Here is a 21998-nt window from a genome sequence, read left to right as displayed (position 1 = left end):
ACTTAGGAGAAGCCTGCATGAGTCTGCAAGGTAAAGTTGCACTGGTTACCGGCGCGAGCCGTGGCATTGGCCAGGCCATCGCCCTGGAGCTGGGTCGTCAGGGCGCCGTCGTGATTGGCACCGCCACTTCCGCCTCGGGCGCCGAGCGTATCGCCGCGACCCTGAAGGAAAACGGCGTACAAGGCACCGGCCTTGAGCTGAACGTGACCAGCGATGAGTCCGTGGCTGCCGTCTTGGCCGAGATCACCGCACAGTTCGGCGCCCCGGCAATTCTGGTGAATAACGCTGGTATCACCCGCGATAACCTGATGATGCGCATGAAAGACGACGAGTGGTACGACGTGGTCGATACCAATCTGAACAGTCTGTTTCGCCTGTCCAAGGGTGTTTTGCGCGGCATGACCAAGGCGCGTTGGGGTCGAATTATCAATATTGGCTCCGTAGTGGGTGCCATGGGCAACGCAGGCCAAGTAAACTATGCAGCCGCCAAGGCCGGTCTGGAAGGTTTCAGCCGTGCATTGGCGCGTGAGGTCGGCTCGCGGTCGATTACGGTCAATTCGGTGGCCCCAGGGTTCATCGACACCGATATGACCCGCGAACTGCCGGAAGCACAGCGTGAAGCGTTGCTGACGCAGATTCCGCTGGGCCGTCTGGGCCAGGCTCAAGAGATCGCGAATGTGGTCACTTTCCTGGCATCCGACGGTGCGGCATACGTGACTGGGGCTACAATCCCGGTGAACGGCGGGATGTACATGAGTTAAATTGTGACGGATCGCTTCAAAAAAATGTCATACGAGCTGTCTAAAATCCGTTATAAAGCTGCAACTTAATTTATAGGCAGGTGGCAAACCGGGTACAGGGTGAAGCTTTCAGTTGAAAAGCTGAAAAGGCTTTCTATACACTTACCCACTGGCCAGCTGCCTGAATTTGTCCATTAGGAGTTAAACAAGGTATGAGCACCATCGAAGAGCGCGTCAAGAAAATCGTTGCCGAGCAACTGGGCGTCAAAGAAGAAGAAGTGGTCAACACTGCTTCCTTCGTAGAAGACCTGGGTGCCGATTCCCTTGACACCGTTGAGCTGGTGATGGCTCTGGAAGAGGAATTCGAGACCGAAATCCCGGACGAAGAAGCTGAAAAAATCACTACTGTTCAAGCTGCTATCGACTACGTTACGAACCACCAGGCGTAATAGTTTGTAGTCGTCGCCTGCTGTTAGGGAAAAACCGCACTGCTGTAACGGCGTGCGGTTTTTTCTTTAGCGCTGATGAAAAGTAAGCTCTGAAGCAAAGTGTCGTCATTAGAAAAAGGAGAGTGCTGTGTCGCGTAGACGCGTCGTAGTCACCGGTATGGGTATGTTGTCGCCACTGGGTACGGATGTGCCGAGCAGTTGGCAGGGCATTCTGGCTGGCCGCAGTGGTATTGGTCTGATCGAACATACGGACCTTTCTGCCTATTCCACCCGTTTTGGCGGCTCGGTAAAGGGGTTCAATGTCGAGGAATATCTCTCGATCAAAGAGTCCCGCAAGCTCGACCTGTTCATTCAATACGGCCTGGCAGCCGGTTTTCAGGCAGTGCGTAACGCTGGCCTGGAAGTGACCGACGCCAACCGTGAGCGCATCGGCGTGGCCATGGGTTCGGGTATTGGCGGTTTGACCAATATCGAAGAAACCAGCCGCACGCTGCACGAATCCGGGCCCCGTCGAATTTCACCGTTCTTCGTGCCTGGCTCGATCATCAATATGATTTCCGGTTTCCTGTCCATCCACTTGGGTGCGCAGGGGCCTAACTACGCCATTGCTACGGCGTGCACCACGGGTACCCACTGCATCGGTATGGCGGCGCGTAACATCGCCTATGACGAAGCCGACGTGATGATCGCCGGTGGTGCTGAGATGGCGGCCTGCGGCCTGGGAATGGGCGGCTTTGGCGCCTCCCGTGCACTGTCGACCCGCAATGACGAGCCGACCCGTGCCAGCCGCCCGTGGGACAAAGGCCGTGACGGCTTTGTACTGGCCGACGGTGCCGGTGCCCTGGTACTCGAAGAGTTGGAGCACGCCAAGGCGCGTGGTGCCACCATCTATGCCGAGTTAATCGGGTTTGGCATGAGCGGCGACGCCTATCACATGACCTCGCCACCGTCCGACGGTGCCGGCGCTGCGCGTTGCATCACCAACGCCTTGCGCGATGCCAAGGTCAATGCAGACCAGGTGCAATACATCAATGCCCATGGCACCTCGACCCCGACTGGCGATTTGGCGGAAGCCGAAGCCATCAAGTCGGTGTTCGGCGAACACGCCTACAAGCTGGCGGTCAGCTCCACCAAGTCCATGACCGGCCACCTGTTGGGTGCGGCGGGCGCGGTAGAAGCGATCTTCAGTGTGATGGCCATCAAGGACCAGGTCGCTCCGCCGACCATCAACCTCGATGAGCCGGACGAAGGCTGCGACCTGAACTTCGTGCCGCATGAGCCGCAACAGATGCCGATCGACGTTGCGATCTCCAACTCGTTCGGCTTCGGTGGCACCAACGGTTCCCTGGTGTTCCGCCGGTTCGCCGGGTGATGCACAGCTGGGTCGACGGTCAGCCAGCGGACAGCGTGCCCCTGAAAGATCGCGGCCTGGCGTACGGTGACGGCCTGTTCGAGACCGTCGCCGTCAAGGCCGGGCAGCCCGTGCTGCTTGACCGTCACCTGCAACGCCTTGATGAGGGCTGCAGGCGCCTCGCTTTCGTTGTGGATCAAGTGCTGGTCCGCAGCGAAGTGCAGGCCTATGCCGCCGCTCTCGGCGACGGTGTCCTCAAGTTGATCCTCACCCGCGGCGACAGCCTGCGCGGTTATGGCATCAACCCCGAGGCCCCTGTGCGTCGTATCTTGCAGGGCAGTCCGCCTGCGACCTATCCCCCGGCCCATGGAACCGACGGTGTTCGTCTGTTTGCGTGTGCCACCCGCTTGGCCGAGCAGCCGCTGCTGGCCGGTCTCAAGCACCTCAATCGCCTCGAACAGGTGCTCGCCCGTGCTGAATGGCAGGATGCCGAACATGCCGAAGGTTTGATGCTGGATATGTCCGGGCGTGTCATTGAGGGCGTATTCAGCAACCTGTTCCTGGTGCGTAACGGCTTGTTACTAACCGCTGATCTGAATCGTTGCGGCGTTGCAGGCGTCATGCGCGCCGAGATCCTGGCTCAGGCGCAAGCCCTGGGCGTCCCGGTGGCTGTGGTCGACATCAGTCTCGAGCAATTGCGCGAGGCCGACGAAGTCTTCGTATGCAACAGCGTTTATGGCATTTGGCCGGTGCGTGGATGCGCTGCGATGAGCTGGTCGGTTGGGCCGCTCACCCGTAAACTGCAGGGCATTGTTCGCGCGCTATTGGATATTTGAGTTGATACGAAAACTGGTTGTACTGCTGCTGATCGGTCTGTTCTCGGCGGCTTTGCTGTTGGGGTTTTCCGCATGGAAATACGACGCTGCCTTGAAGCAGCCGTTGAATCTGACCCAGGAGCAATTGCTCGATGTTCCGGCAGGGGCGACGCCCACCGGGACCTTCAATCGCCTGGAAGCCGATGGCGTGCTCGACGGCGCGTTCTGGTTGCGCCTGTATTGGCGCTTCAACCTCGACGGCCAACCGCTGCACAGCGGTGAATACCGCATGACCCCCGGCATGACCGCCGAAGGCCTGATCGGCCTGTGGCAGCGCGGCGAAGTGGTGCAATACAGCCTGACGCTGGTGGAGGGCTGGAATTTCCGTCAGGTGCGTTCGGCCCTGGCCAAGCATGAAAAGATCGTGCAGACCCTGTCGGGCCTGAGTGACAGTGAAGTGATGGACAAGCTCGGCCATCCCGGCGTGTTCCCCGAAGGGCGGTTCTTCCCGGATACCTACCGCTTCGTGCGCGGCATGACCGATGTCGAGTTCCTGAAGAAAGCCTATAACCGCCTGGATGATGTGCTCGCCCAGGAGTGGAGCAAGCGCGCTGCCGATGCGCCCTATACCGACCCCTATCAAGCCTTGATCATGGCCTCCCTGGTGGAGAAAGAGACCGGTGTGCCGGAAGAGCGCGGGCAGATTGCCGGGGTATTCGTGCGCCGCCTGAAGATCGGCATGCTGCTGCAGACCGACCCGACCGTGATCTACGGGCTGGGCGAGCGCTATAACGGCAAGTTGACCCGTGCGCACCTCAAGGAAGCCAACCCCTACAACACCTACATGGTTGCCGGTCTGCCGCCGACACCCATCGCCATGGTCGGCCGCGAGGCGATCCATGCCGCGTTGAACCCGGTGCCGGGCAGCAGCCTGTATTTCGTCGCCCGTGGCGACGGTAGCCATATTTTCTCCGATGACCTGGGTGCGCATAATGCCGCCGTGCGTGAGTTCCAGCTCAAGCGCCGTGCCGATTACCGCTCAAGCCCGGCACCGATGGTCAAACCGCCGGAAGACGTAACGCCGCCTGCTGATGCACCCGCCGAGCCCGCGTCGGATGCCGCCGCGCCGCAAAGCCCGCAATGACTCTGACTAAGGACTGCCTGTGACTGGCTTGTTTATTACCCTGGAAGGCCCCGAAGGCGCCGGCAAAAGCACCAACCGCGATTACCTGGCCGGGCGCTTGCGCGCTGAAGGTGTCGAGGTGGTGTTGACCCGTGAGCCCGGCGGTACGCCACTGGCCGAGCGCATCCGTGAAGTGTTGCTGGCCCCAGGCGAAGAACAGATGAACCCGGACACCGAGCTCCTGCTGGTGTTCGCTGCCCGTGCCCAGCACCTGGCCGAGGTGATTCGCCCGGCCCTGGCCCGTGGTGCCGTGGTGATCTGCGACCGTTTCACCGATTCCACTTATGCCTACCAGGGCGGTGGCCGAGGCTTGTCCCTGGCGCGTATCGCTACCCTTGAGACCTTTGTGCAAGGAGACTTGCGCCCTGACCTGACAGTGCTGTTCGACCTGCCGGTGGAAGTGGGCATGGCCCGCGCGAGCGCCCGTGGGCGTCTCGATCGTTTCGAACTGGAAGGCCAGGGGTTTTTCGATGCTGTGCGCAGCGCGTTCCTCAAGCGCGCCGAGGCTGAACCGGCGCGCTACCACCTGCTGGACGCGGCCCAGCCATTGACGCAAGTGCAGCAGGCCATCGACGCCCTGTTGCCCAAGCTGTTGGAGCGCGCCCGTGGCTGAAGCCTACCCATGGCAGGACAGTCTCTGGCAGCAGTTGGCCGGACGCGCACAGCACGCCCATGCTTATCTGCTGCACGGGCCGATCGGTATTGGTAAACGTGATCTGGCTGAGCGACTCATGGCCAGTTTGCTGTGCCAGCGCCCGGTCAACCTTGAAGCCTGCGGCGAGTGCAAATCCTGCCTGTTGCTCAAGGCCGGCAGCCACCCGGACAATTACCTGCTCGAACCCGAGGAAGCCGATAAGGCGATCAAGGTCGACCAGGTGCGTGACCTCGTCAGTTTCGTGGTGCAGACCGCGCAGATGGGCGGGCGCAAAGTCGTATTGATCGAGCCGGTGGAGGCGATGAACATCAACGCCGCCAATGCCTTGCTCAAGAGCCTGGAGGAACCCTCCGGCGACACGGTGTTGTTGCTGGTGAGTCACCAGTCCAGCCGCTTGTTGCCGACCATTCGCAGCCGTTGCGTACAGCAGGCCTGCCCGTTGCCGAGCGAAGCCATGAGCCTGCAATGGCTGGCGAAGGCGCTGCCGGATTGCTCCGAAGAGGAACGGGTCGAGTTGCTGACCCTGGCGGCCGGTTCCCCGCTGGCGGCCGTCAAGCTGCAAGCCCAGGGCGTACGTGAGCAACGCGCCCTGGTTGTGGATGGGGTGAAAAAACTGCTCAAACAAGAGCTGTCCGCCACCCAGTTGGCCGAAAGTGCCTGGAAGGACATTCCCTTGCTGCTGCTGTTCGACTGGTTCTGTGATTGGTCGAGCCTGATCCTGCGCTACCAGTTGACCCAGGATGAAAACGGCCTGGGCTTGTCGGACATGCGCAAGGTGGTGCAATACCTCGCGCAGAAAAGTGCCCAGGACAAGGTACTGACTATCCAGGACTGGATCCTCGCCCAGCGCCAGAAGGTGCTCGGCAAGGCCAACCTCAACCGCGTGCTGTTGCTTGAAGCGCTGCTGGTGCAGTGGGTTGGCTTGCTCGGCCGGCGTTAATTTCCTTGGCCGACGGGTGTATCGTTGGCCAGACACTTTCCGTGACTTAAGTCGTAATTTCCTATGCTTGTAGATTCCCATTGCCACCTTGATCGCCTTGACCTCACCCAGCACGGCGGCTCCCTTGATGCTGCCCTCGACGCTGCACGCCAGCGTGGGGTAGGGCATTTCCTATGCATTGGCGTCAGCGCCGAAAATGCTGCCGACGTCAAAGCCCTGGCCGAGCGTTATGCCGATGTGGATTGCTCGGTGGGTATCCACCCGCTGGACCTCAAGCCCGGCGAAGCCCCGGCCCTCGACTGGCTGCTGGGCGAACTCAATCACCCGCGCGTGGTGGCCATTGGCGAAACCGGCCTGGACTACCATTACGAGCCGGAAGCCGCCGAGTTGCAGCAGGCTTCGTTTCGCCTGCATTTGCAGGCCGCCCGGCAAACCGGCAAACCGGTGATCGTCCACACCCGTGGCGCCCGTGCCGATACCCTGGCCCTGTTGCGCGAAGCCGCGTTGCCCCAGGCCGGCGTGTTGCATTGCTTTACCGAGGATTGGGACATGGCCAGGGCCGCACTCGACCTGGGTTTCTATATTTCCTTGTCGGGCATTGTCACGTTCCGCAATGCCGATGCCCTGCGCGACGTGGCGCGCCAGGTCCCGGCGGATCGCCTGCTGGTGGAAACCGATTCGCCGTACCTGGCGCCGATTCCCCATCGTGGCAAACCGAACCTGCCTGAATATGTACGGGATGTGGCGGATTACCTGGCCATGCTGCGCGGTGAGTCCTATGAGCGCTTTGCCGAGCAGACCACCGAAAACTTCAAGCGCCTCTTCCCTCTGGCCCATGTAGTTGCCTGACACGACTGAATCGCAGGCAAAAAAAACCCGGGTTCTGGGGGGTGAATCCGGGTTAAGACCATTAGGAGTAAAACAAGGGCACACAGTCCGTCGGTACCCAGGTCGGCGCTTCACTTGGGGGAGATGTCACGCCGACAGTTCAAGTATTGATCAGTATCTGATTCAGTCCAGTCACGACTGATCGTTTTTTAAACAGATTTGGAATACATGCGCTTCGCTTGAGTTCTCATTGGGCGGGTGCACGGGCGCAGTTGTTGCGTTTTATTTCTGACTGATAGGCATGAAATCGTTGGCGCTCTGAAAGTAAAGTGCAGGGCGGGTTCACATAGACGTTGCCCAACGACCGTTCAGTCGGGATAATCCCTCGCACTGGGTAAATCGTATCGCCATGTATTTGTGGCCCTGCGCAACCCTCCCTATTCCGACCTTTGCAGACCTCTTCCTCATGCACAAAGAACCCCGTAAGGTCCGTGAGTTTCGCCGCCGTGAGCAGGAAATTCTCGACACCGCACTCAAGTTGTTCCTCGAACAAGGCGAAGACAGCGTCACCGTCGAGATGATCGCGGATGCCGTGGGTATCGGCAAAGGCACGATCTACAAACACTTCAAGTCGAAGGCCGAGATCTACCTGCGCCTGATGCTCGACTATGAGCGCGACTTGAACGAGCTGCTGCATTCGGCCGATGTCGACAAGGACAAGGAAGCGCTGTCCCGTGCCTACTTCGAGTTCCGTATGCGCGACCCACAGCGCTACCGTCTGTTTGACCGCCTGGAAGAGAAGGTGGTCAAGGGCCATCAAGTGCCGGAGATGGTCGAGGAGCTGCACAAGATCCGCGCCTCGAACTTCGAACGCCTGACCCTGCTGATCAAGGGGCGCATCAGCGAAGGCAAGCTTGAAGACGTACCACCGTACTTCCACTACTGCGCTGCATGGGCCTTGGTGCACGGCGCCGTGGCGCTGTACCACTCGCCGTTCTGGAGCAATGTGCTGGAAGATCAGGAAGGCTTCTTCCAGTTCCTGATGGACATCGGTGTGCGCATGGGCAACAAGCGTAAACACAGCAGCGAGCCAGCACTGGTTGAAGCGGCCCCCGTCGAAACCCCAGCCACGTAACGATTTACTGCCAGGCGCAGTAACCCAGGAATATACTCAGGCAAGGATCTTGCTAAAAGCTGATTTATCAGTCAGTTTTCAGTGCGCCCGAATCTTCCTCTGCCGGAGTGATCCATGATCGTTGATCGTCAAGGCAGGCGTTTTCGCAATTTGCGGATCAGCCTGACCTCAGCCTGCAATTACGCGTGTACCTACTGCGTGCCGAACGGCAAGCGGCTGGTGGCTGCCCAGGACGAACTCTCGGCGGAGGCCATGGCCCGTGGCGTGGCCTACCTGATCGAAGCGGCGGGTATCGACCGCTTGCGCATCACCGGCGGCGAACCGCTGGTCAGCCCCAAGCTGGAAGCCTTCATGGGCGCAGTGGGCGGCATGGGCCTCAGCGATATCAGCCTGACCACCAACGGCCAGTTGCTGGCGCGCAAACTGCCGCTGCTGGTGGATGCCGGCATCCGCCGTATCAACGTCTCCCTTGACACCCTGGATGCCGATGCCTTTCGCAGCATCGCCCGTGGCGGCGACCTGGCCACCGTGCTCGATGGTATGGACCAGGCCCGCGCCGCCGGGATCAAGATCAAGGTCAACATGGTGCCGTTGCGCGGCCAGAACCTCGACCAGGTGATGCCGCTGCTCGACTACTGCCTGGAGCGTGGTTACGAGCTGCGTTTTATCGAGTTGATGCGCATGGGCCACCTGGCCAAGGACTCCAATGCATTCCTGCAGCAGTTCGTCAGCCTGCAACAACTGCTCAGCCTGATCGGCGAACATTACGAATACCTGCAAGCCAACGCTCCCGTGGATGCCACGGCGGTGCGCTACGAAGTGCCGGGCAAAGGCTTCTTTGGCGTGATCGCCAACGAAAGCGTGCCGTTCTGCCGTACCTGTTCACGGCTGCGGTTGTCGTCGACCGGCTGGCTGCATGGCTGCCTGTCGTCGAGCAACCGTCACTACGTCGGCGACCTGTTGGACAAGCCCCGCCACCAGGCGCTGCCGGCCCTGCAAGGCCTGCTGATGAAGGCCCTGGGCGACAAACAGGAAGTGGCCTTCTCCGGCGGCGCGACGGTCATGAAGATCATCGGCGGCTGACCCTATCCCCAAGATTACACATCACCCAATGTGGGAGGCGGCAAACCCCCTCCCACATTTAGTTCTGCGTTGTTTCCAAATGGCGCGGATTCTGCATCTCGTGGCCATTCGCCGGTTTTCCGTCACCGGCTTCTGGAGGATTAGGATGCGTAGTCTGGTTTTGTTGCTGGCGTCGTTGACGCTGAGTGGTTGCATGACCGTCAGCGATATGGCCGAAGGCACCCGTTATCAGATGAGCGACGCCGGGCTGCTGGACCACAGCGATACTCGTCGTACCGCCTCGGTGCGCATACAGCCGGATTCCTTTGTCTTTATTGCCCAGGGCGCCTTCGTACCGCCCGGCAGCGCCTACCCGCGGCCGAACGTGGTGGCCGAGGAAGCCTTCAACGGTTTCGTCGAATACTTCCCCATGGTGCGTCGCGCTCGTCAGCCGGAAGGCCTCGAGCAGGCGATGGCCGAAGCCCGTGCGGCGGGTGCCCACTACCTGCTGTACTGCCGCTTCGCCAAGGCCGATGACCGTATCGGCAACGCCGACGAATGGGCTGATCAAGAGGCGCTGGACCGGCTTGGCCTGGACAACGGGGTGATCCAGATCATGTTGATCGAGACCAGCACCCAGTATTTGATTGATACTGCACGTATTCGCAGTCGTGGCGGTTTACTGACGTTCCACGACAACAAGCCAGAAGATCTGATTGCCCGCCCCTTGGCGCAGTACGCCCGAGGCCTGCTGGGCATGGGCGATCAGTAACACCAAGGAGAACACCATGACCGATTCCGCCAAGGCCAACGATCTGTTGGCACAGTTGCCCAAGGGCAAGGGACCGGCGCCGGTGCATCTGTGGAACCCGGATTTCTGCGGCAATATCGACATGCGGATCGCCCGTGACGGCACCTGGTTTTATCAGGGCACGCCGATCGGGCGTAAGCCGATGGTTAAGTTGTTCTCCACTATTATCCGCCGCGACGGCGATGATTACTTCCTGATCACTCCCGTGGAAAAAGTCGGTATCACCGTCGATGATGCGCCCTTTGTCGCGGTTACTCTCGACGTCGAAGGGCAGGGCGAAAGCCAGGTGTTGCGCTTCACCACCAACGTCGACGAACAGATCGAAGCCGATATTGAGCATCCACTGCGGGTGGTGATCGACCCTGTCACCCAAGAGCCGTCCCCCTATCTGCGCGTGCGTACCAACCTTGAAGCCCTGGTGCATCGCAATGTGTTCTACCAATTGGTGGAGTTGGCAGTGAGCCGTCCGATCAACGGTCAGACCTGGCTTGGCGTATGGAGCGGCGGCGAATTTTTCCGCATTGGCCTGGAACCCTGAGCCCGATTTTTTTCATCTCCCTGAAATAATTCCCTTGCTGCAAATGGCCGCTTTCGGTTATCAATTTGTACATGATTAGACATGTCCGCTTTGATAAGAAAAAACGCGTCGTCGACGAACTCATCCGCCGTATCGAGGGTGGGGTGATGGCCGACGGTTTCCTGTTGCCGGGCGAGCATCAACTGGCTGAAGAGTTTGCGGTCAGCCGGGGCACGCTGCGTGAAGCCCTCGCCGAACTCAAAAGGCGCAATTACATCGCGACCCAGAGCGGCGTGGGCTCCATCGTCACATTTGATGGCATCGCGCTCGATCAAACCAGCGGTTGGGCCCAGGCCCTGGCGGACACCGGGGCTCTGGTGACCACCGATATTCTGCGCCTGGAAGCGACGACGCGCCCCGATCTGTTCAGTCGGTTCGGCACCGACCAATTTATCGCCCTCGACCGCCGCCGCCGGACGACTGATGGCACCGCCGTTTCCCTTGAGCGCTCGTTGATGCCCGCGTCCGGTGGCCTGGAAGGCCTGCCCCGCGTTGGCCTGATCGACAATTCCCTGACCATCACCCTGGCAGCCTACGGTTACGTCGGTGCCGAAGGTGACCAATGGATCGGCGCCGAGCCCCTTGGCGATGAAGACGCCGAGTTGCTTGGCCGCCCGGTGGGCACGGTGTTTCTCAAGGCCTCGCGCACCACCTACGATCGCCGCGAGCGCTTCATGGAGTACGTCGAAAGCCTGCTCGACCCTCTGCACTTTCGCCTGCACCTGCAGTTTGGATCTTCGAAATGACCCCGAATAGCCGCGCCCTCGGCGCTTTCTACGGTCTGGCGTTGGGCGATGCCCTGGGCATGCCCACCCAATCCCTGAGCCGTGAGCAAGTGCAACAGCGTTTCGGTGCCATTACCGGCCTGGAAGATGCCGACGCCGACCAACCCATCGCGCCCAATATGCCGGCGGGCTCCATCACCGATGACACCGAGCAAGCGATCCTGGTGGGTGAGCTGCTGGTCGAGGGCCAAGGCAAGATCGACCCCACCGTGCTTGCCCGGCGCCTGATCGATTGGGAAGCGGTGATGCGCGCCAAGGGCTCCCAGGATTTGCTCGGCCCCTCCACCAAGCGTGCAATCGACATGATCCTCAACGGCCATACCCCGGAAGAGTCCGGGCGCTACGGCACCACCAATGGCGCCGCCATGCGCATCACTCCCGTGGGGATCGCCGCCAATGTCAGCGACCCGGCGCGATTTATCCAGGCGGTGATCCAGGCCTGCCAGGTCACCCACAACACCACCCTGGGCATTTCCAGCGCAGCGGCAGTGGCGGCGGTGGTGTCCGCGGGCATCAACGGTGTGGACTTGGGTGAAGCCTTGAATATCGGCACCCAGGTGGCTCAACAGGCGGAAGGCCATGGCCATTGGATTGCCGGCGGGCGCATCTCCACCCGCATCAGTTGGGCACGCACCCTGAGCGTCGGCAGCGGCGACAAAGCCCTGTTCGCCGACCTGCTGTATGAATTGATCGGCACCTCCGTCGCCTCCCAGGAGTCGGTGGTGGTGTCATTTGCCCTCGCCCAGCAAGTGGCGGTGGGGGCCATGAACGCGTTCGAAGCCCTGTGCCTGGCCGCGAGCCTGGGCGGCGATACCGACACGATTGCCGCGATGCTCGGCGCGATGCTCGGTGCCTGCCTCGGCCTGCAGTGCTGGCCCGAATCGATGATCGAACAGGTCAAGCAGGTCAATGGCCTGGATCTGCAGCCGCTGGTTCAAGGCTTGCTCGAATTGCGCTGAGTCAGGAAGACCGGGATACCGATTCAACTTGCATATCTGCCACAACCACAAAAATACAGGCACCAGGAGCACGTCTCATGAGCAGTACTTCTTCCGGCCAAAGTGCCGGGCAATTGGAAACCCGCGGTATTGAACCGGTCCCTGAAGGCGAGTGCAACGGCCATCCGCTGCAACTGTTCTGGGTGTGGTTCGCCGCCAATATCAGCATCCTCGGCCTGCCCCTCGGCGCGACCCTTGTGGCGTTTCGCGGCCTGGCCATCTGGCAGGCAGTTATCGTCGCGATCCTCGGCGCCGCCGGCTCTTTCGCCGTGGTGGGCATCATCTCCATCGCCGGCCGTCGCGGTCGTGCGCCCAGCCTGACCTTGTCCCGCGCCATCTTCGGCGTGCGCGGCAATATCGGCCCGACGCTGGTGTCGTTGATGTCGCGCCTGGGCTGGGAAACCGTCAACACCACCACGGCTGCCTTCGTGTTGCTGTCGTTGTGTTCGATTCTGTTCGGCTCTGCGGTCGAGGCGAAAAGCGCACCGGTCCTTACCCTGATATTCATCGGCATTTTTGTGTTGCTGACGTTGGCCGTTTCGGGCCTGGGCCACGCCACCTTGCTGGTGATCCAGAAGTGGGCCACCTACGTGTTCGGCGCGTTGAATATCCTGGTGGGCGGTTTCCTCTGCGCCACCATCGACTGGAGCGCGGTGTTCAATGCCACCCCGGCTCCCCTGAGCGCGATGATCATCGGCGTTGGCACCATGGCCGCCGGTACCGGTATCGGCTGGGCCAACGCCGGTGCCGACATGTCGCGCTACCAGCACCGCAGCGTCACAGCCGTGCGCCTGGTGGCGTCGGCGGCATTTGGTGCGGGCATTCCGCTGGTGCTGCTGATCACCCTCGGCGGCTTGCTGTCGGTGGGCAACAACGACCTGGCCTCGGCCACTGACCCGATCATTGCGATCCGCGACATGCTGCCGACCTGGATGGCGGTGCCGTACCTGATCACCGCGTTTGGCGGGCTGTTGCTGTCGAATAACCTGTCGGTGTATTCGGCCGGCCTGACCACCTTGACCCTCGGCCTGAAGGTTAAGCGCGTGCATGCGGTGATCGTCGACATCGTGGCGATCTTCGCAGGCTCCATTTATTTCATGCTGATCGCCGACAGTTTCTACGGCCCGTTCATCACCTTCATCTCGTTGCTGGCGGTGCCGATCACCGCGTGGGTCGGGATCTTCGTGGTCGACCTGATCCATCGTCATTACTACAGCCCCAAGGACCTGCTGGACGTGAGCCCAAGCAGCGCCTACTGGTATCGCGGCGGTGTGGAATGGCGTGCATTCGGCGCCTGGGCCGTGGCCATCGTGCTGGGTTTCAGCTTCACCACCATCGGCACCACCGCCGAGAACATCTGGTTCGCCGGGCCGTTGTCCGACTCCTGGCTTGGCCACAATGGCCTGGGCTGGATCGTCACCTTCCTGGTTGCCGGTGGGATTTATGCGCTACTGGGCGGCGCGGCCGACCGTCGTCCGGCGTTAGTAGAGAGCCCCAATGTCTAGATTGCTGCACACCGGTCAGGTCATCGTCGATCTGGTCATGGCCCTCGACACCTTGCCCGCGACCGGCGGCGACGTGCTGGCCAAGTCCGCCAGCTTCGAAGCCGGCGGGGGCTTCAATGTGATGGCGGCGGCGCGGCGCAATGGCTTGCCGGTGGTCTATCTGGGCCGTCATGGCAATGGCCGCTTCGGCGACCTGGCCCGTGCGGCGATGCAGGCCGAGGGCATTGAAATGGCCCTCGCGGCCAGCAGCGGAAAGGACACCGGTTTGTGCGTGTCCCTGACCGAGGCCACTACCGAGCGCACCTTTATTTCCCATATCGGCGCCGAGGGTGAACTGAGTGCCGAGGACCTGGCCCATGTTGTGCCGCATCCGGATGACTATGTGTATGTCAGTGGCTACAGCCTGCTCCTGGAGGGTAAGGCCCAGCCACTGATCGACTGGCTGCTGGCATTGCCCCGGGAAATCGCGGTGGTGTTCGACCCGGGCCCGTTGGTCAAGGCACCGGATTCGCCCCTGATGCGTGCGCTGTTGCCACGTATCGATATCTGGACCAGCAATGGTCCTGAAGCCTTGGCGTTCACTGGCACGGCAGACATTGCAGCTGCGTTGCCGGCGCTCAGCCAGCACCTACCCGTCGAGGCGCTGCTGGTGGTGCGCGACGGCCCCAATGGCTGCTGGGTGGGACGTGCAGGTCAGATCGAGCATGTACCCGGCTTCAAGGTGCAGGCGGTGGACAGCAATGGCGCGGGGGATGCACATGCAGGGGTGTTTATTGCGGGATTGGCGGGTGGTTTGAAACCTGCCGCGGCAGCACAGCGGGCGAACGCCGCGGCAGCTCTGGCGGTGACACGTTGGGGGCCGGCAACTTCCCCAGGCGCCGCCGAAGTCGACGCATTACTTACAGAATAAACGCGGGCAAAAATGTGGGAGCGAGCAAGCCCACTCCCACATCTGGTTTTGCACGAGTGCTACTGGCGTGTCTCACCTTCGAGCTTGCGCGCCTCGTCCACACCCGACGCTGTCAACTTGATCGGCAAATTCAGTGAGTACTCACCGGCATCGTCGGTGGTCACATGCCCATCCTTGATGAGCCCGCGGTCCTGCAGAAATGCCAATACACTGGCAACCTCTTTTTCGCCACGGTAGTTGTCCAGCACTTCCTTGCCCAAGCCTTGCGGATGGGCGTGCAGCAGGCGGGTGAGGACTTCTTTCTCAAGGTTTCTATCGACGTTCATGCGTACCTCTTCACAGGGAAATGGTCGGGTGTCGGTGTTGCTATCGATGGATCAAGGTGCAGGCTGTTTCGGCGCGCCAGGGACGTTCGAGTCGTCGCCCTTGTTGATATTGGGTTGATTGATCGCCGGGCCCATTTTGCCGTTGCCGACGGCAGGCGGTGCCTGGCGTTGGGTGTCATTGCCCTGGGTACGAGGGTCAGCACCGGGTTGGATAATCGCACCGCCATTGGTGTCGAGGCCGGTACCCATGGATTTCTGGGACTCAGTGGTGGCGTCAGGTGTTGGATCGGTCGGTCCGGTGGACGAGCTGGCAGCAAAGGCGCTCAGCGACGCGGCAGACAACAGACCCGAGAGGGCGAGGGCAGCAAACGTGGAATGCTTCATGAGGGTTTCTCCCTAGGATTAATGTCCTTACCCTTTATTGGTCAGCCGCCGTTTGCGGATCGTGCCTTGAGGACGACGAACGGTATCAACCCACCTGTAAGATTTTATGTGACGCTGCTTGGCGCCAAGCCAGGCGCGCCAGGCTGATCAACCAATTGCCCAAGGCCACGGCCAGCACACTGAGCATCAGCGCCGGGAGGCCGAAATCGACGATGATCCAGCCCGCCAGCCACGGAAAGCCGAATACCCCGACAAAATACGCCAGGCTAAACAACAGCAGTGCCTGGGACGTAGTGCCGGCGGGTGCCTCGTTGGCCACCAGCCCGTTGATCACCGAATACGTCAGGCCATAACCGACGCCCAAGGTCACGGCCGCCAACAGGTAGCTGGCGTTGCCGCTGACCCCAAAGGCAAACAGCAGGATCGACCCCAGCATCACGCCGGAGAGCACACAGGCGCTCACATAGGCATCACGCTTGACCACGTAGCCGGCTATCAGCAGGCGACTGGAAATGGCCGCACTCACGAACCCTGTGAAGAACAGCGAATAATCCAGGCCGTGGGCCGCTGCGTAGCTGGTCTGGAACGAAGACAAACCACCAAACACGCACCCTCCGAGGCCCACCATGACAATCGCAAACACGGCCCGTGAAGACAGCACGCGGCAACACGCTCCCCAGGATATTTTCGACACCGGCGCCATTGCGTGGCGCTTGAGCGCCGTGCCCAATTGCCAGAACACCAGCACCCCGACCAGGCTGGCCAGCGCGGCGATGTAGAAGGCGCTGGTCAGGGGCAGGTCCAGCGCATTGGCGGCGCGTCCCAGCAAAGGCCCCGCACCGATGCCGCTCATCATGCTGCCCGACAGCAACGCAAAATATTTGGCCCGTTGCCGGGGCTCTACCAGCATGGCCACGATGATCGGGCCCAAGGTATAGAACACGCCCCAGCCAAGCCCCAGGGACAACCCGAACAGCATCAGGCCCTCGCCAAATCCCGGCATCAACGCAAAACCCAGGCACGCCACCACCAGCAATACACCCATCCCCGCAACGGCCCGCGCCGCCCCCAACGCATCGGCCAAATGACCGGAAAGCAGCACCGCGACAAAAGTGCTGAGCATCGCGGCGCAGATCACGCTGCCGGCGTCGTGTTCGTTGCCACCGCGTGCATGAATCAGCAATGACAACAGAAAGGTCGAGCCGTAGGACAGCGACAGCAGGAAGCTGGCAAGGCAGAACAGGGCAAACAGCTGGGTGCTCACCGGGGACTTGGAGTGCATGGGGCCGCCTGGAGGTGGTTGGATTTATGGTCCCTTGTTTAACATGTACGCTGATTAGGTTTGTTCTGTGGTTGCTGGTCCTTGCATTACTGCTGGCCGGAGTAACGTGGCAACCCACGAAATTGCACTGCAACCAGTCATCAAAGCGCCTTAATATGTGTGCTTTGACATTGCCCAAGGCTCGCCCATGACCATCGAGATTCGCCCCGCCGTGCCCAGCGATGCTGCGCAAATCCTGACTTTCATCACTGAGTTGGCCGAGTACGAAAAAGCCCGGCATGAAGTGATCGCCAGCGTGGTGGACATCCAGCGCAGCCTGTTCAGCGAGGGCGCCACCGCCCATGGCCTGATCTGCTCGCGGGATGGCTTGCCGATTGGTTTTGCGGTGTTCTTTTTCAGCTATTCCACGTGGCTGGGCAGCAACTGCCTGTACCTCGAAGACCTGTACATCAACCCGGAACAACGTGGCGGCGGGGCGGGCAAGAAGTTGTTGCGCCACTTGGCGAAGATTGCCTTTGATAACGGTTGCGCGCGCTTCGAATGGAGCGTGCTGGACTGGAACGAGCCGGCGATTGCCTTCTACAAATCCATCGGCGCCCAGCCGCAGGAGGAGTGGGTGCGCTATCGCATGGAAGGTGATGCGCTGCGAGACTTCGCCCTTGGCTGAGGCCACCGTTTTGAAAGCACTGTAGATCAAATGTGGGAGGGGGCTTGCTCCCGATAGCGGTGAATCAGTCAGCCTTTCTGTAGCTGACGTACCGCTATCGGGAGCAAGCCCCCTCTCACATTATTTTTTGATTTTTCTCACTATGTGGGATTCAAATTTATATATTGAGATATTTCAAATGATGGGTTTATAGTCCTCTGCATCAGCACTCACTGCCAAAAATAAAACAGGTGAAGCGATGCAGGCTCAACCGTTGTCATTACCCGCCGTGCCCGAGCCAACCTACGGCGAGCGGCTGAAGAACAAGGTGGTGATCATCACCGGCGCCGCTCAGGGCATTGGTGAGGCGATCGTCGCGTGTTTCCAGGCCCAGCAGGCACGCCTGGTGATCGCTGATATACAGGGCGAAAAGGTCGAGAAAGTCGCCGCCCACTGGCGCGAACGCGGCGCCGAGATCTACGCGCAATCGGTCGATATCACCTCCAAAGAGCAATGGCTGGCGCTGGTCAATGTGGCCATTGAGCGCTTCGGCCGGGTGGATGTACTGGTCAACTGCGCCGGGGTCAACGTGTTCCGCGACCCGTTGGAGATGAGCGACGAAGACTGGCGTCGTTGCTTCGCCATCGACCTCGACGGCGCCTGGTACGGCTGCCGCACGGTGCTGCCGCACATGATCGAGCAGGGCATCGGCAACATCATCAACATCGCTTCCACCCATTCCAGCCACATCATTCCTGGCTGCTTCCCTTACCCCGTGGCCAAGCACGGCCTACTCGGCCTTACCCGCGCCCTGGGTATCGAATACGCGCCCAAGGGTATCCGCGTGAATGCCATCGCCCCGGGCTATATCGAAACCCAGCTCAACGTCGACTACTGGAACGGTTTCCCTGACCCCCACGCCGAGCGCCAGCGCGCGTTCGACCTGCACCCGCCCAAGCGCATCGGCCAGCCCATCGAGGTGGCGATGACGGCGCTGTTCCTGGCAACCGACGAGGCGCCCTTTATCAATGCCACCTGCCTGATGATCGATGGCGGGCGGTCTGTGATGTACCACGACTAGAACTTGCCACTCCCAATAACAACAAGAGGTGCCGTTCATGAAAAAAGGAATACGCGTACTGGCAGCTGCCGCCGTGCTCAGCGGCCTCAGTACTTTCGCATTTGCCGAGGAAGTGAAAATCGGCTTCCTGGTCAAACAGGCCGAGGAACCGTGGTTCCAGACCGAATGGGCCTTTGCCGAAAAAGCCGGCAAGGAACATGGCTTTACCGTGATCAAGATCGCCGTGCCCGATGGCGAGAAAACCCTCTCGGCCATCGACAGCCTGGCCGCCAACGGCGCCAAGGGCTTTGTGATTTGCCCGCCGGATGTGTCCCTGGGCCCGGCCATCGTCGCCAAGGCCAAGGCCAACGGCTTGAAAGTGATTGCCGTGGATGACCGCTTTGTCGACGCCAAGGGCAACTTCATGGAGGACGTGCCGTACCTGGGCATGGCCGCGTTTGAAGTGGGCCAGAAGCAAGGCGCGGCCATGGCTGCCGAAGCGAAAAAACGCGGTTGGGACTGGAAGGACACCTACGCGGTGATCAACACCTTCAATGAGCTCGACACCGGCAAGAAACGCACCGACGGCTCGATCAAATCCCTGGAAGAAGCCGGCATTCCCAAGGACCATATCCTCACCGCCGCGCTGAAGACCCTCGACGTTCCCGGCAGCATGGACGCCACCAACTCGGCCCTGGTCAAGCTGCCCAGCGGCGCGAAAAACCTGATCATCGGCGGCATGAACGACAACACCGTGCTCGGCGGCGTGCGCGCCACCGAAAGCGCCGGTTTCGCGGCGGCCAATGTGATCGGTATCGGCATCAATGGCACCGACGCCATCGGCGAATTGAAGAAAGCCAACAGCGGCTTCTTCGGCTCGATGCTGCCAAGCCCGCACATCGAGGGCTACAACACTGCGCTGATGATGTACGAGTGGGTCACCAAGGGCACTGAGCCGCCTAAATACACGGCCATGGATGAAGTGACCCTGATCACCCGCGCCAACTTCCAGGAAGAACTGACCAAGATCGGGCTGTGGAAATGACCGCTGCGGCCCTGAGTTTCGAGGGGATCGGCAAGACCTTTCCCGGGGTCAAGGCGCTGGACGGCATCAGCTTCACCGCCCACCCGGGGCAGGTGCACGCCCTGATGGGCGAGAACGGTGCGGGCAAGTCGACGCTGCTGAAGATATTGGGCGGTGCCTATATCCCCAGCAGCGGCAGCGTGCAGATCGGCGCGCAGACCATGGCGTTCAAATGCGCCGCCGACAGCATCGCCAGCGGCGTGGCGGTGATTCACCAGGAGCTGCACTTGGTGCCGGAAATGACCGTCGCCGAAAACCTGTTCCTCGGGCATTTGCCATCGCGCTTCGGCGTGGTCAACCGGAGCCTGCTGCGCAAGCAGGCCCTGGCTTGTCTCAAGGGCCTGGCGGATGAAATCGACCCCGAGGAAAAACTCGGCCGCCTGTCCCTGGGCCAGCGCCAACTGGTGGAAATCGCCAAGGCGCTGTCCCGTGGCGCCCATGTGATCGCCTTCGACGAACCGACCAGCAGCCTGTCGGCGCGGGAGATCGACCGGCTGATGGCGATCATCACGCGCCTGCGGGACGAGGGCAAAGTGGTGCTCTACGTCTCGCACCGCATGGAAGAGGTGTTCCGCATCTGCAACGCGGTCACGGTGTTCAAGGACGGCCGCTACGTGCGTACCTTTGACGACATGAGTGCGTTGACCCACGACCAGCTGGTGACCTGCATGGTCGGTCGCGACATCCAGGACATCTACGACTACCGCCCGCGCGAGCACGGCGAGGTGGCGCTCAAGGTTGACGGTTTGTTGGGCCCGGGTTTGCGTGAACCGATCAGTTTTGAGGTGCGCAAAGGCGAAATCCTTGGCCTGTTCGGTTTGGTGGGGGCAGGGCGCACGGAGTTGTTCCGTTTGCTCAGCGGTTTGGAGCGCGCCAGTGCCGGCAGCCTGGAACTCTGCGGTGAAGCACTGACACTGCGCTCACCGCGTGATGCCATCGCCGCTGGTGTGCTGCTGTGTCCCGAGGACCGCAAGAAGGAAGGCATCCTCCCGCTCGCAAGCGTCGCGGAGAACATCAATATCAGTGCCCGTGGCGCGCATGCGTCCTTTGGCTGGCTGTTGCGCGACGGTTGGGAAAAGGGCAATGCCGACCAGCAGATCAAGGCGATGAAAGTCAAAACGCCTAACGCTGAACAGAAAATCATGTACCTGTCCGGCGGCAACCAGCAGAAAGCCATTCTTGGCCGCTGGCTGTCGATGCCGATGAAAGTCCTGCTGCTCGACGAACCGACTCGCGGCATCGACATCGGCGCCAAGTCGGAGATCTACCAGATCATTCATAACCTGGCCGCCAGCGGCATTGCAGTGATCGTGGTGTCCAGCGACCTGATGGAAGTGATGGGCATCTCCGATCGCATCCTGGTGATGAGCGAAGGCGCGCTGACCGGCGAACTGAGCCGCGATCAAGCGGATGAAGCACGCCTGCTGCAACTGGCACTCCCGCGTTCGCGGGCTTGAAGAATAAGAGGGTGTAGGCATGTCTCAGGTAAAAACTGCAAAGGGCTTCTGGCCGGGTTTCAACCAGCGCAAGTTTCTCGATGACTGGGTGATGCTGTTGGCGGCATTGGGCATCTTTGTGCTCAGCGCACTGTTTATCGACAACTTCCTCTCGCCGTTGAACATGCGCGGCCTGGGCCTGGCGATTTCCACCGTGGGCATCGCCGCCTGCACCATGCTGTTCTGCCTGGCGTCGGGGCACTTCGACTTGTCGGTGGGCTCGGTCATCGCCTGCGCCGGTGTGGTGGCGGGGATCGTGATTCGCGACACCGACAGTGTGGTGCTGGGTGTCTCGGCCGCATTGGCCATGGGCCTGGTCGTCGGGCTGATCAACGGCATTGTCATCGCCAAACTGCGTATCAATGCGTTGATCGCGACGTTGGCGACCATGCAGATCGTACGCGGCCTGGCCTACATCTTCTCCAACGGCAAAGCGGTGGGGGTGATGAACGAGGATTTCTTTGTGTTCGGCAACGGCCAACTGTTGGGCGTGCCGGTTCCGATCATCATCACCGTGCTGTGCTTTGTGTTCTTCGGCTGGCTGCTCAACTACACCACTTATGGGCGCAACACCATGGCGATCGGGGGAAACCAGGAAGCCGCGTTGCTCGCCGGGGTGAACGTTGATCGCACCAAGATCATCATCTTTGCCGTGCACGGTTTGATCGGTGCCTTGGCCGGTGTGATCCTCGCCTCGCGCATGACCTCGGGCCAGCCGATGATCGGCCAGGGGTTCGAGCTGACGGTGATTTCTGCCTGCGTGCTGGGCGGGGTGTCGCTGAGCGGCGGCATCGGTATGATCCGCCACGTGATTGCAGGTGTGCTGATCCTGGCGATCATCGAGAACGCGATGAACCTGAAGAACATCGACACCTTCTACCAGTACGTGATTCGCGGTTCGATCCTGTTGCTGGCAGTCATCATCGACCGTATGAAGCAGCGCTAAACCGAACACCACCCACCTTTGGATCTCCAC

General features: G+C 60.8%; 24 protein-coding genes. 21 read left to right on the top strand and 3 right to left on the bottom strand.

Features of this window, described 5'->3' with window-relative positions; all coding sequences use genetic code 11:
* Positions 1-17: 17 nt before the first annotated feature.
* The 16 genes from fabG to HDC32_RS09875 all read left to right on the top strand — a co-directional run bounded on the left by fabG (position 18) and on the right by HDC32_RS09875 (position 14744).
* A complete protein-coding gene (gene fabG / locus HDC32_RS09950) occupies positions 18-761 on the top strand; it encodes a 3-oxoacyl-ACP reductase FabG (protein WP_015885432.1) in 744 nt (247 codons plus the stop codon).
* 191 nt (positions 762-952) lie between these two features.
* On the top strand, positions 953-1189 hold the full coding sequence (gene acpP / locus HDC32_RS09945; protein ID WP_003442511.1) for an acyl carrier protein: 237 nt from the start codon (positions 953-955) through the stop codon (positions 1187-1189).
* Positions 1190-1316: 127 nt separating this feature from the next.
* Entirely contained in the window at positions 1317-2561 is a 1245-nt protein-coding gene (gene fabF, locus HDC32_RS09940) for a beta-ketoacyl-ACP synthase II (protein WP_145338700.1), read from the top strand.
* Positions 2561-3376 (top strand): aminodeoxychorismate lyase, encoded by an 816-nt coding sequence (gene pabC, locus HDC32_RS09935; RefSeq protein WP_184743726.1) that lies wholly within the window; start codon positions 2561-2563, stop codon positions 3374-3376. Before fabF ends, pabC begins: the two co-directional genes overlap by 1 nt.
* 1 nt (position 3377) lies before the next feature.
* A complete protein-coding gene (gene mltG, locus HDC32_RS09930) occupies positions 3378-4499 on the top strand; it encodes an endolytic transglycosylase MltG (protein WP_131697758.1) in 1122 nt (373 codons plus the stop codon).
* 19 nt (positions 4500-4518) lie between these two features.
* Positions 4519-5151 (top strand): dTMP kinase, encoded by a 633-nt coding sequence (gene tmk, locus HDC32_RS09925; RefSeq protein ID WP_145338698.1) that lies wholly within the window; start codon positions 4519-4521, stop codon positions 5149-5151.
* A complete protein-coding gene (locus HDC32_RS09920) occupies positions 5144-6133 on the top strand; it encodes a DNA polymerase III subunit delta' (protein WP_131697756.1) in 990 nt (329 codons plus the stop codon). The genes tmk and HDC32_RS09920 overlap by 8 nt, the downstream gene beginning before the upstream one ends.
* A gap of 63 nt (positions 6134-6196) precedes the next feature.
* Entirely contained in the window at positions 6197-6982 is a 786-nt protein-coding gene (locus HDC32_RS09915; RefSeq protein WP_131697755.1) for a TatD family hydrolase, read from the top strand.
* A 445-nt stretch (positions 6983-7427) separates the two neighbouring features.
* Complete coding sequence (locus HDC32_RS09910) at positions 7428-8096, top strand: TetR/AcrR family transcriptional regulator (protein ID WP_027607814.1); 669 nt, start codon at positions 7428-7430, stop codon at positions 8094-8096.
* Positions 8097-8210: 114 nt separating this feature from the next.
* Positions 8211-9179: a GTP 3',8-cyclase MoaA gene (locus HDC32_RS09905; protein ID WP_131697754.1), complete on the top strand. Its 969-nt coding sequence runs from the start codon at positions 8211-8213 to the stop codon at positions 9177-9179.
* A gap of 145 nt (positions 9180-9324) precedes the next feature.
* Positions 9325-9930, top strand: coding sequence for a DUF4823 domain-containing protein (locus HDC32_RS09900; RefSeq protein WP_027607816.1), 606 nt, complete (start codon positions 9325-9327; stop codon positions 9928-9930).
* A 16-nt stretch (positions 9931-9946) separates the two neighbouring features.
* Positions 9947-10507 carry a DUF1285 domain-containing protein gene (locus HDC32_RS09895; protein WP_131697753.1) on the top strand — a complete coding sequence of 187 codons (561 nt, stop codon included), beginning with the start codon at positions 9947-9949 and terminating at the stop codon, positions 10505-10507.
* Positions 10508-10578: 71 nt separating this feature from the next.
* The gene (locus HDC32_RS09890) at positions 10579-11292 is read left to right on the top strand and encodes a GntR family transcriptional regulator (RefSeq protein WP_131697752.1); all 714 of its coding nucleotides are present in this window, start codon (positions 10579-10581) and stop codon (positions 11290-11292) included.
* Complete coding sequence (locus HDC32_RS09885) at positions 11289-12290, top strand: ADP-ribosylglycohydrolase family protein (RefSeq protein WP_131697751.1); 1002 nt, start codon at positions 11289-11291, stop codon at positions 12288-12290. The genes HDC32_RS09890 and HDC32_RS09885 overlap by 4 nt, the downstream gene beginning before the upstream one ends.
* 77 nt (positions 12291-12367) lie before the next feature.
* On the top strand, positions 12368-13834 hold the full coding sequence (locus HDC32_RS09880; RefSeq protein WP_184743723.1) for a cytosine permease: 1467 nt from the start codon (positions 12368-12370) through the stop codon (positions 13832-13834).
* On the top strand, positions 13827-14744 hold the full coding sequence (locus HDC32_RS09875) for a PfkB family carbohydrate kinase (protein ID WP_184743720.1): 918 nt from the start codon (positions 13827-13829) through the stop codon (positions 14742-14744). The genes HDC32_RS09880 and HDC32_RS09875 overlap by 8 nt, the downstream gene beginning before the upstream one ends.
* Before the next feature lie 59 nt (positions 14745-14803).
* On the opposite strand, the gene HDC32_RS09870 is transcribed toward HDC32_RS09875, so the two are convergent.
* From HDC32_RS09870 to HDC32_RS09860, 3 genes are all read right to left on the bottom strand, one after another.
* A complete protein-coding gene (locus tag HDC32_RS09870; protein WP_053140178.1) occupies positions 14804-15070 on the bottom strand; it encodes a hypothetical protein in 267 nt (88 codons plus the stop codon).
* A gap of 51 nt (positions 15071-15121) precedes the next feature.
* Positions 15122-15454, bottom strand: coding sequence for a hypothetical protein (locus HDC32_RS09865; RefSeq protein ID WP_131697748.1), 333 nt, complete (start codon positions 15452-15454; stop codon positions 15122-15124).
* An 85-nt stretch (positions 15455-15539) separates the two neighbouring features.
* Positions 15540-16736, bottom strand: coding sequence for an MFS transporter (locus tag HDC32_RS09860; protein WP_145338691.1), 1197 nt, complete (start codon positions 16734-16736; stop codon positions 15540-15542).
* Positions 16737-16923: 187 nt separating this feature from the next.
* Here HDC32_RS09860 and HDC32_RS09855 point away from each other — a divergent pair, with 187 nt between their 5' ends.
* The 5 genes from HDC32_RS09855 to araH all read left to right on the top strand — a co-directional run bounded on the left by HDC32_RS09855 (position 16924) and on the right by araH (position 21968).
* Positions 16924-17403 (top strand): GNAT family N-acetyltransferase, encoded by a 480-nt coding sequence (locus HDC32_RS09855; RefSeq protein ID WP_027607824.1) that lies wholly within the window; start codon positions 16924-16926, stop codon positions 17401-17403.
* A 238-nt stretch (positions 17404-17641) separates the two neighbouring features.
* Entirely contained in the window at positions 17642-18463 is an 822-nt protein-coding gene (locus HDC32_RS09850) for an SDR family oxidoreductase (protein ID WP_131697746.1), read from the top strand.
* Between the two features lie 37 nt (positions 18464-18500).
* Positions 18501-19487: a substrate-binding domain-containing protein gene (locus HDC32_RS09845; protein WP_167656075.1), complete on the top strand. Its 987-nt coding sequence runs from the start codon at positions 18501-18503 to the stop codon at positions 19485-19487.
* Entirely contained in the window at positions 19484-20983 is a 1500-nt protein-coding gene (gene araG / locus HDC32_RS09840) for an L-arabinose ABC transporter ATP-binding protein AraG (protein ID WP_184743717.1), read from the top strand. Before HDC32_RS09845 ends, araG begins: the two co-directional genes overlap by 4 nt.
* Positions 20984-21002: 19 nt before the next feature.
* Positions 21003-21968: an L-arabinose ABC transporter permease AraH gene (araH, locus tag HDC32_RS09835; RefSeq protein ID WP_090400399.1), complete on the top strand. Its 966-nt coding sequence runs from the start codon at positions 21003-21005 to the stop codon at positions 21966-21968.
* Positions 21969-21998 lie beyond the last annotated feature (30 nt).

The sequence above is a fragment of the Pseudomonas sp. JAI120 genome (genome assembly GCF_014207255.1).
Classification (GTDB): Bacteria; Pseudomonadota; Gammaproteobacteria; order Pseudomonadales; family Pseudomonadaceae; genus Aquipseudomonas.
The sequence above is the reverse complement of the archived record's forward strand: the minus strand, read 5'-3'. Positions and strand labels throughout refer to the sequence as shown.

Bases quoted from the DNA above. Each gene is read 5' to 3' on its own strand.
- HDC32_RS09870 (WP_053140178.1), bottom strand. From the start codon at position 15,070: ATGAACGTCGATAGAAACCTTGAGAAAGAAGTCCTCACCCGCCTGCTG.
- fabG (WP_015885432.1), top strand. From the start codon at position 18: ATGAGTCTGCAAGGTAAAGTTGCACTGGTTACCGGCGCGAGCCGTGGC.
- pabC (WP_184743726.1), top strand. From the start codon at position 2,561: ATGCACAGCTGGGTCGACGGTCAGCCAGCGGACAGCGTGCCCCTGAAA.
- HDC32_RS09880 (WP_184743723.1), top strand. From the start codon at position 12,368: ATGAGCAGTACTTCTTCCGGCCAAAGTGCCGGGCAATTGGAAACCCGC.
- HDC32_RS09845 (WP_167656075.1), top strand. From the start codon at position 18,501: ATGAAAAAAGGAATACGCGTACTGGCAGCTGCCGCCGTGCTCAGCGGC.
- HDC32_RS09890 (WP_131697752.1), top strand. From the start codon at position 10,579: ATGATTAGACATGTCCGCTTTGATAAGAAAAAACGCGTCGTCGACGAA.
- araG (WP_184743717.1), top strand. From the start codon at position 19,484: ATGACCGCTGCGGCCCTGAGTTTCGAGGGGATCGGCAAGACCTTTCCC.
- HDC32_RS09860 (WP_145338691.1), bottom strand. From the start codon at position 16,736: ATGCACTCCAAGTCCCCGGTGAGCACCCAGCTGTTTGCCCTGTTCTGC.
- HDC32_RS09900 (WP_027607816.1), top strand. From the start codon at position 9,325: ATGCGTAGTCTGGTTTTGTTGCTGGCGTCGTTGACGCTGAGTGGTTGC.
- acpP (WP_003442511.1), top strand. From the start codon at position 953: ATGAGCACCATCGAAGAGCGCGTCAAGAAAATCGTTGCCGAGCAACTG.
- HDC32_RS09865 (WP_131697748.1), bottom strand. From the start codon at position 15,454: ATGAAGCATTCCACGTTTGCTGCCCTCGCCCTCTCGGGTCTGTTGTCT.
- HDC32_RS09910 (WP_027607814.1), top strand. From the start codon at position 7,428: ATGCACAAAGAACCCCGTAAGGTCCGTGAGTTTCGCCGCCGTGAGCAG.
- HDC32_RS09855 (WP_027607824.1), top strand. From the start codon at position 16,924: ATGACCATCGAGATTCGCCCCGCCGTGCCCAGCGATGCTGCGCAAATC.
- araH (WP_090400399.1), top strand. From the start codon at position 21,003: ATGTCTCAGGTAAAAACTGCAAAGGGCTTCTGGCCGGGTTTCAACCAG.
- HDC32_RS09850 (WP_131697746.1), top strand. From the start codon at position 17,642: ATGCAGGCTCAACCGTTGTCATTACCCGCCGTGCCCGAGCCAACCTAC.
- HDC32_RS09915 (WP_131697755.1), top strand. From the start codon at position 6,197: ATGCTTGTAGATTCCCATTGCCACCTTGATCGCCTTGACCTCACCCAG.
- HDC32_RS09885 (WP_131697751.1), top strand. From the start codon at position 11,289: ATGACCCCGAATAGCCGCGCCCTCGGCGCTTTCTACGGTCTGGCGTTG.
- HDC32_RS09875 (WP_184743720.1), top strand. From the start codon at position 13,827: ATGTCTAGATTGCTGCACACCGGTCAGGTCATCGTCGATCTGGTCATG.
- HDC32_RS09905 (WP_131697754.1), top strand. From the start codon at position 8,211: ATGATCGTTGATCGTCAAGGCAGGCGTTTTCGCAATTTGCGGATCAGC.
- HDC32_RS09895 (WP_131697753.1), top strand. From the start codon at position 9,947: ATGACCGATTCCGCCAAGGCCAACGATCTGTTGGCACAGTTGCCCAAG.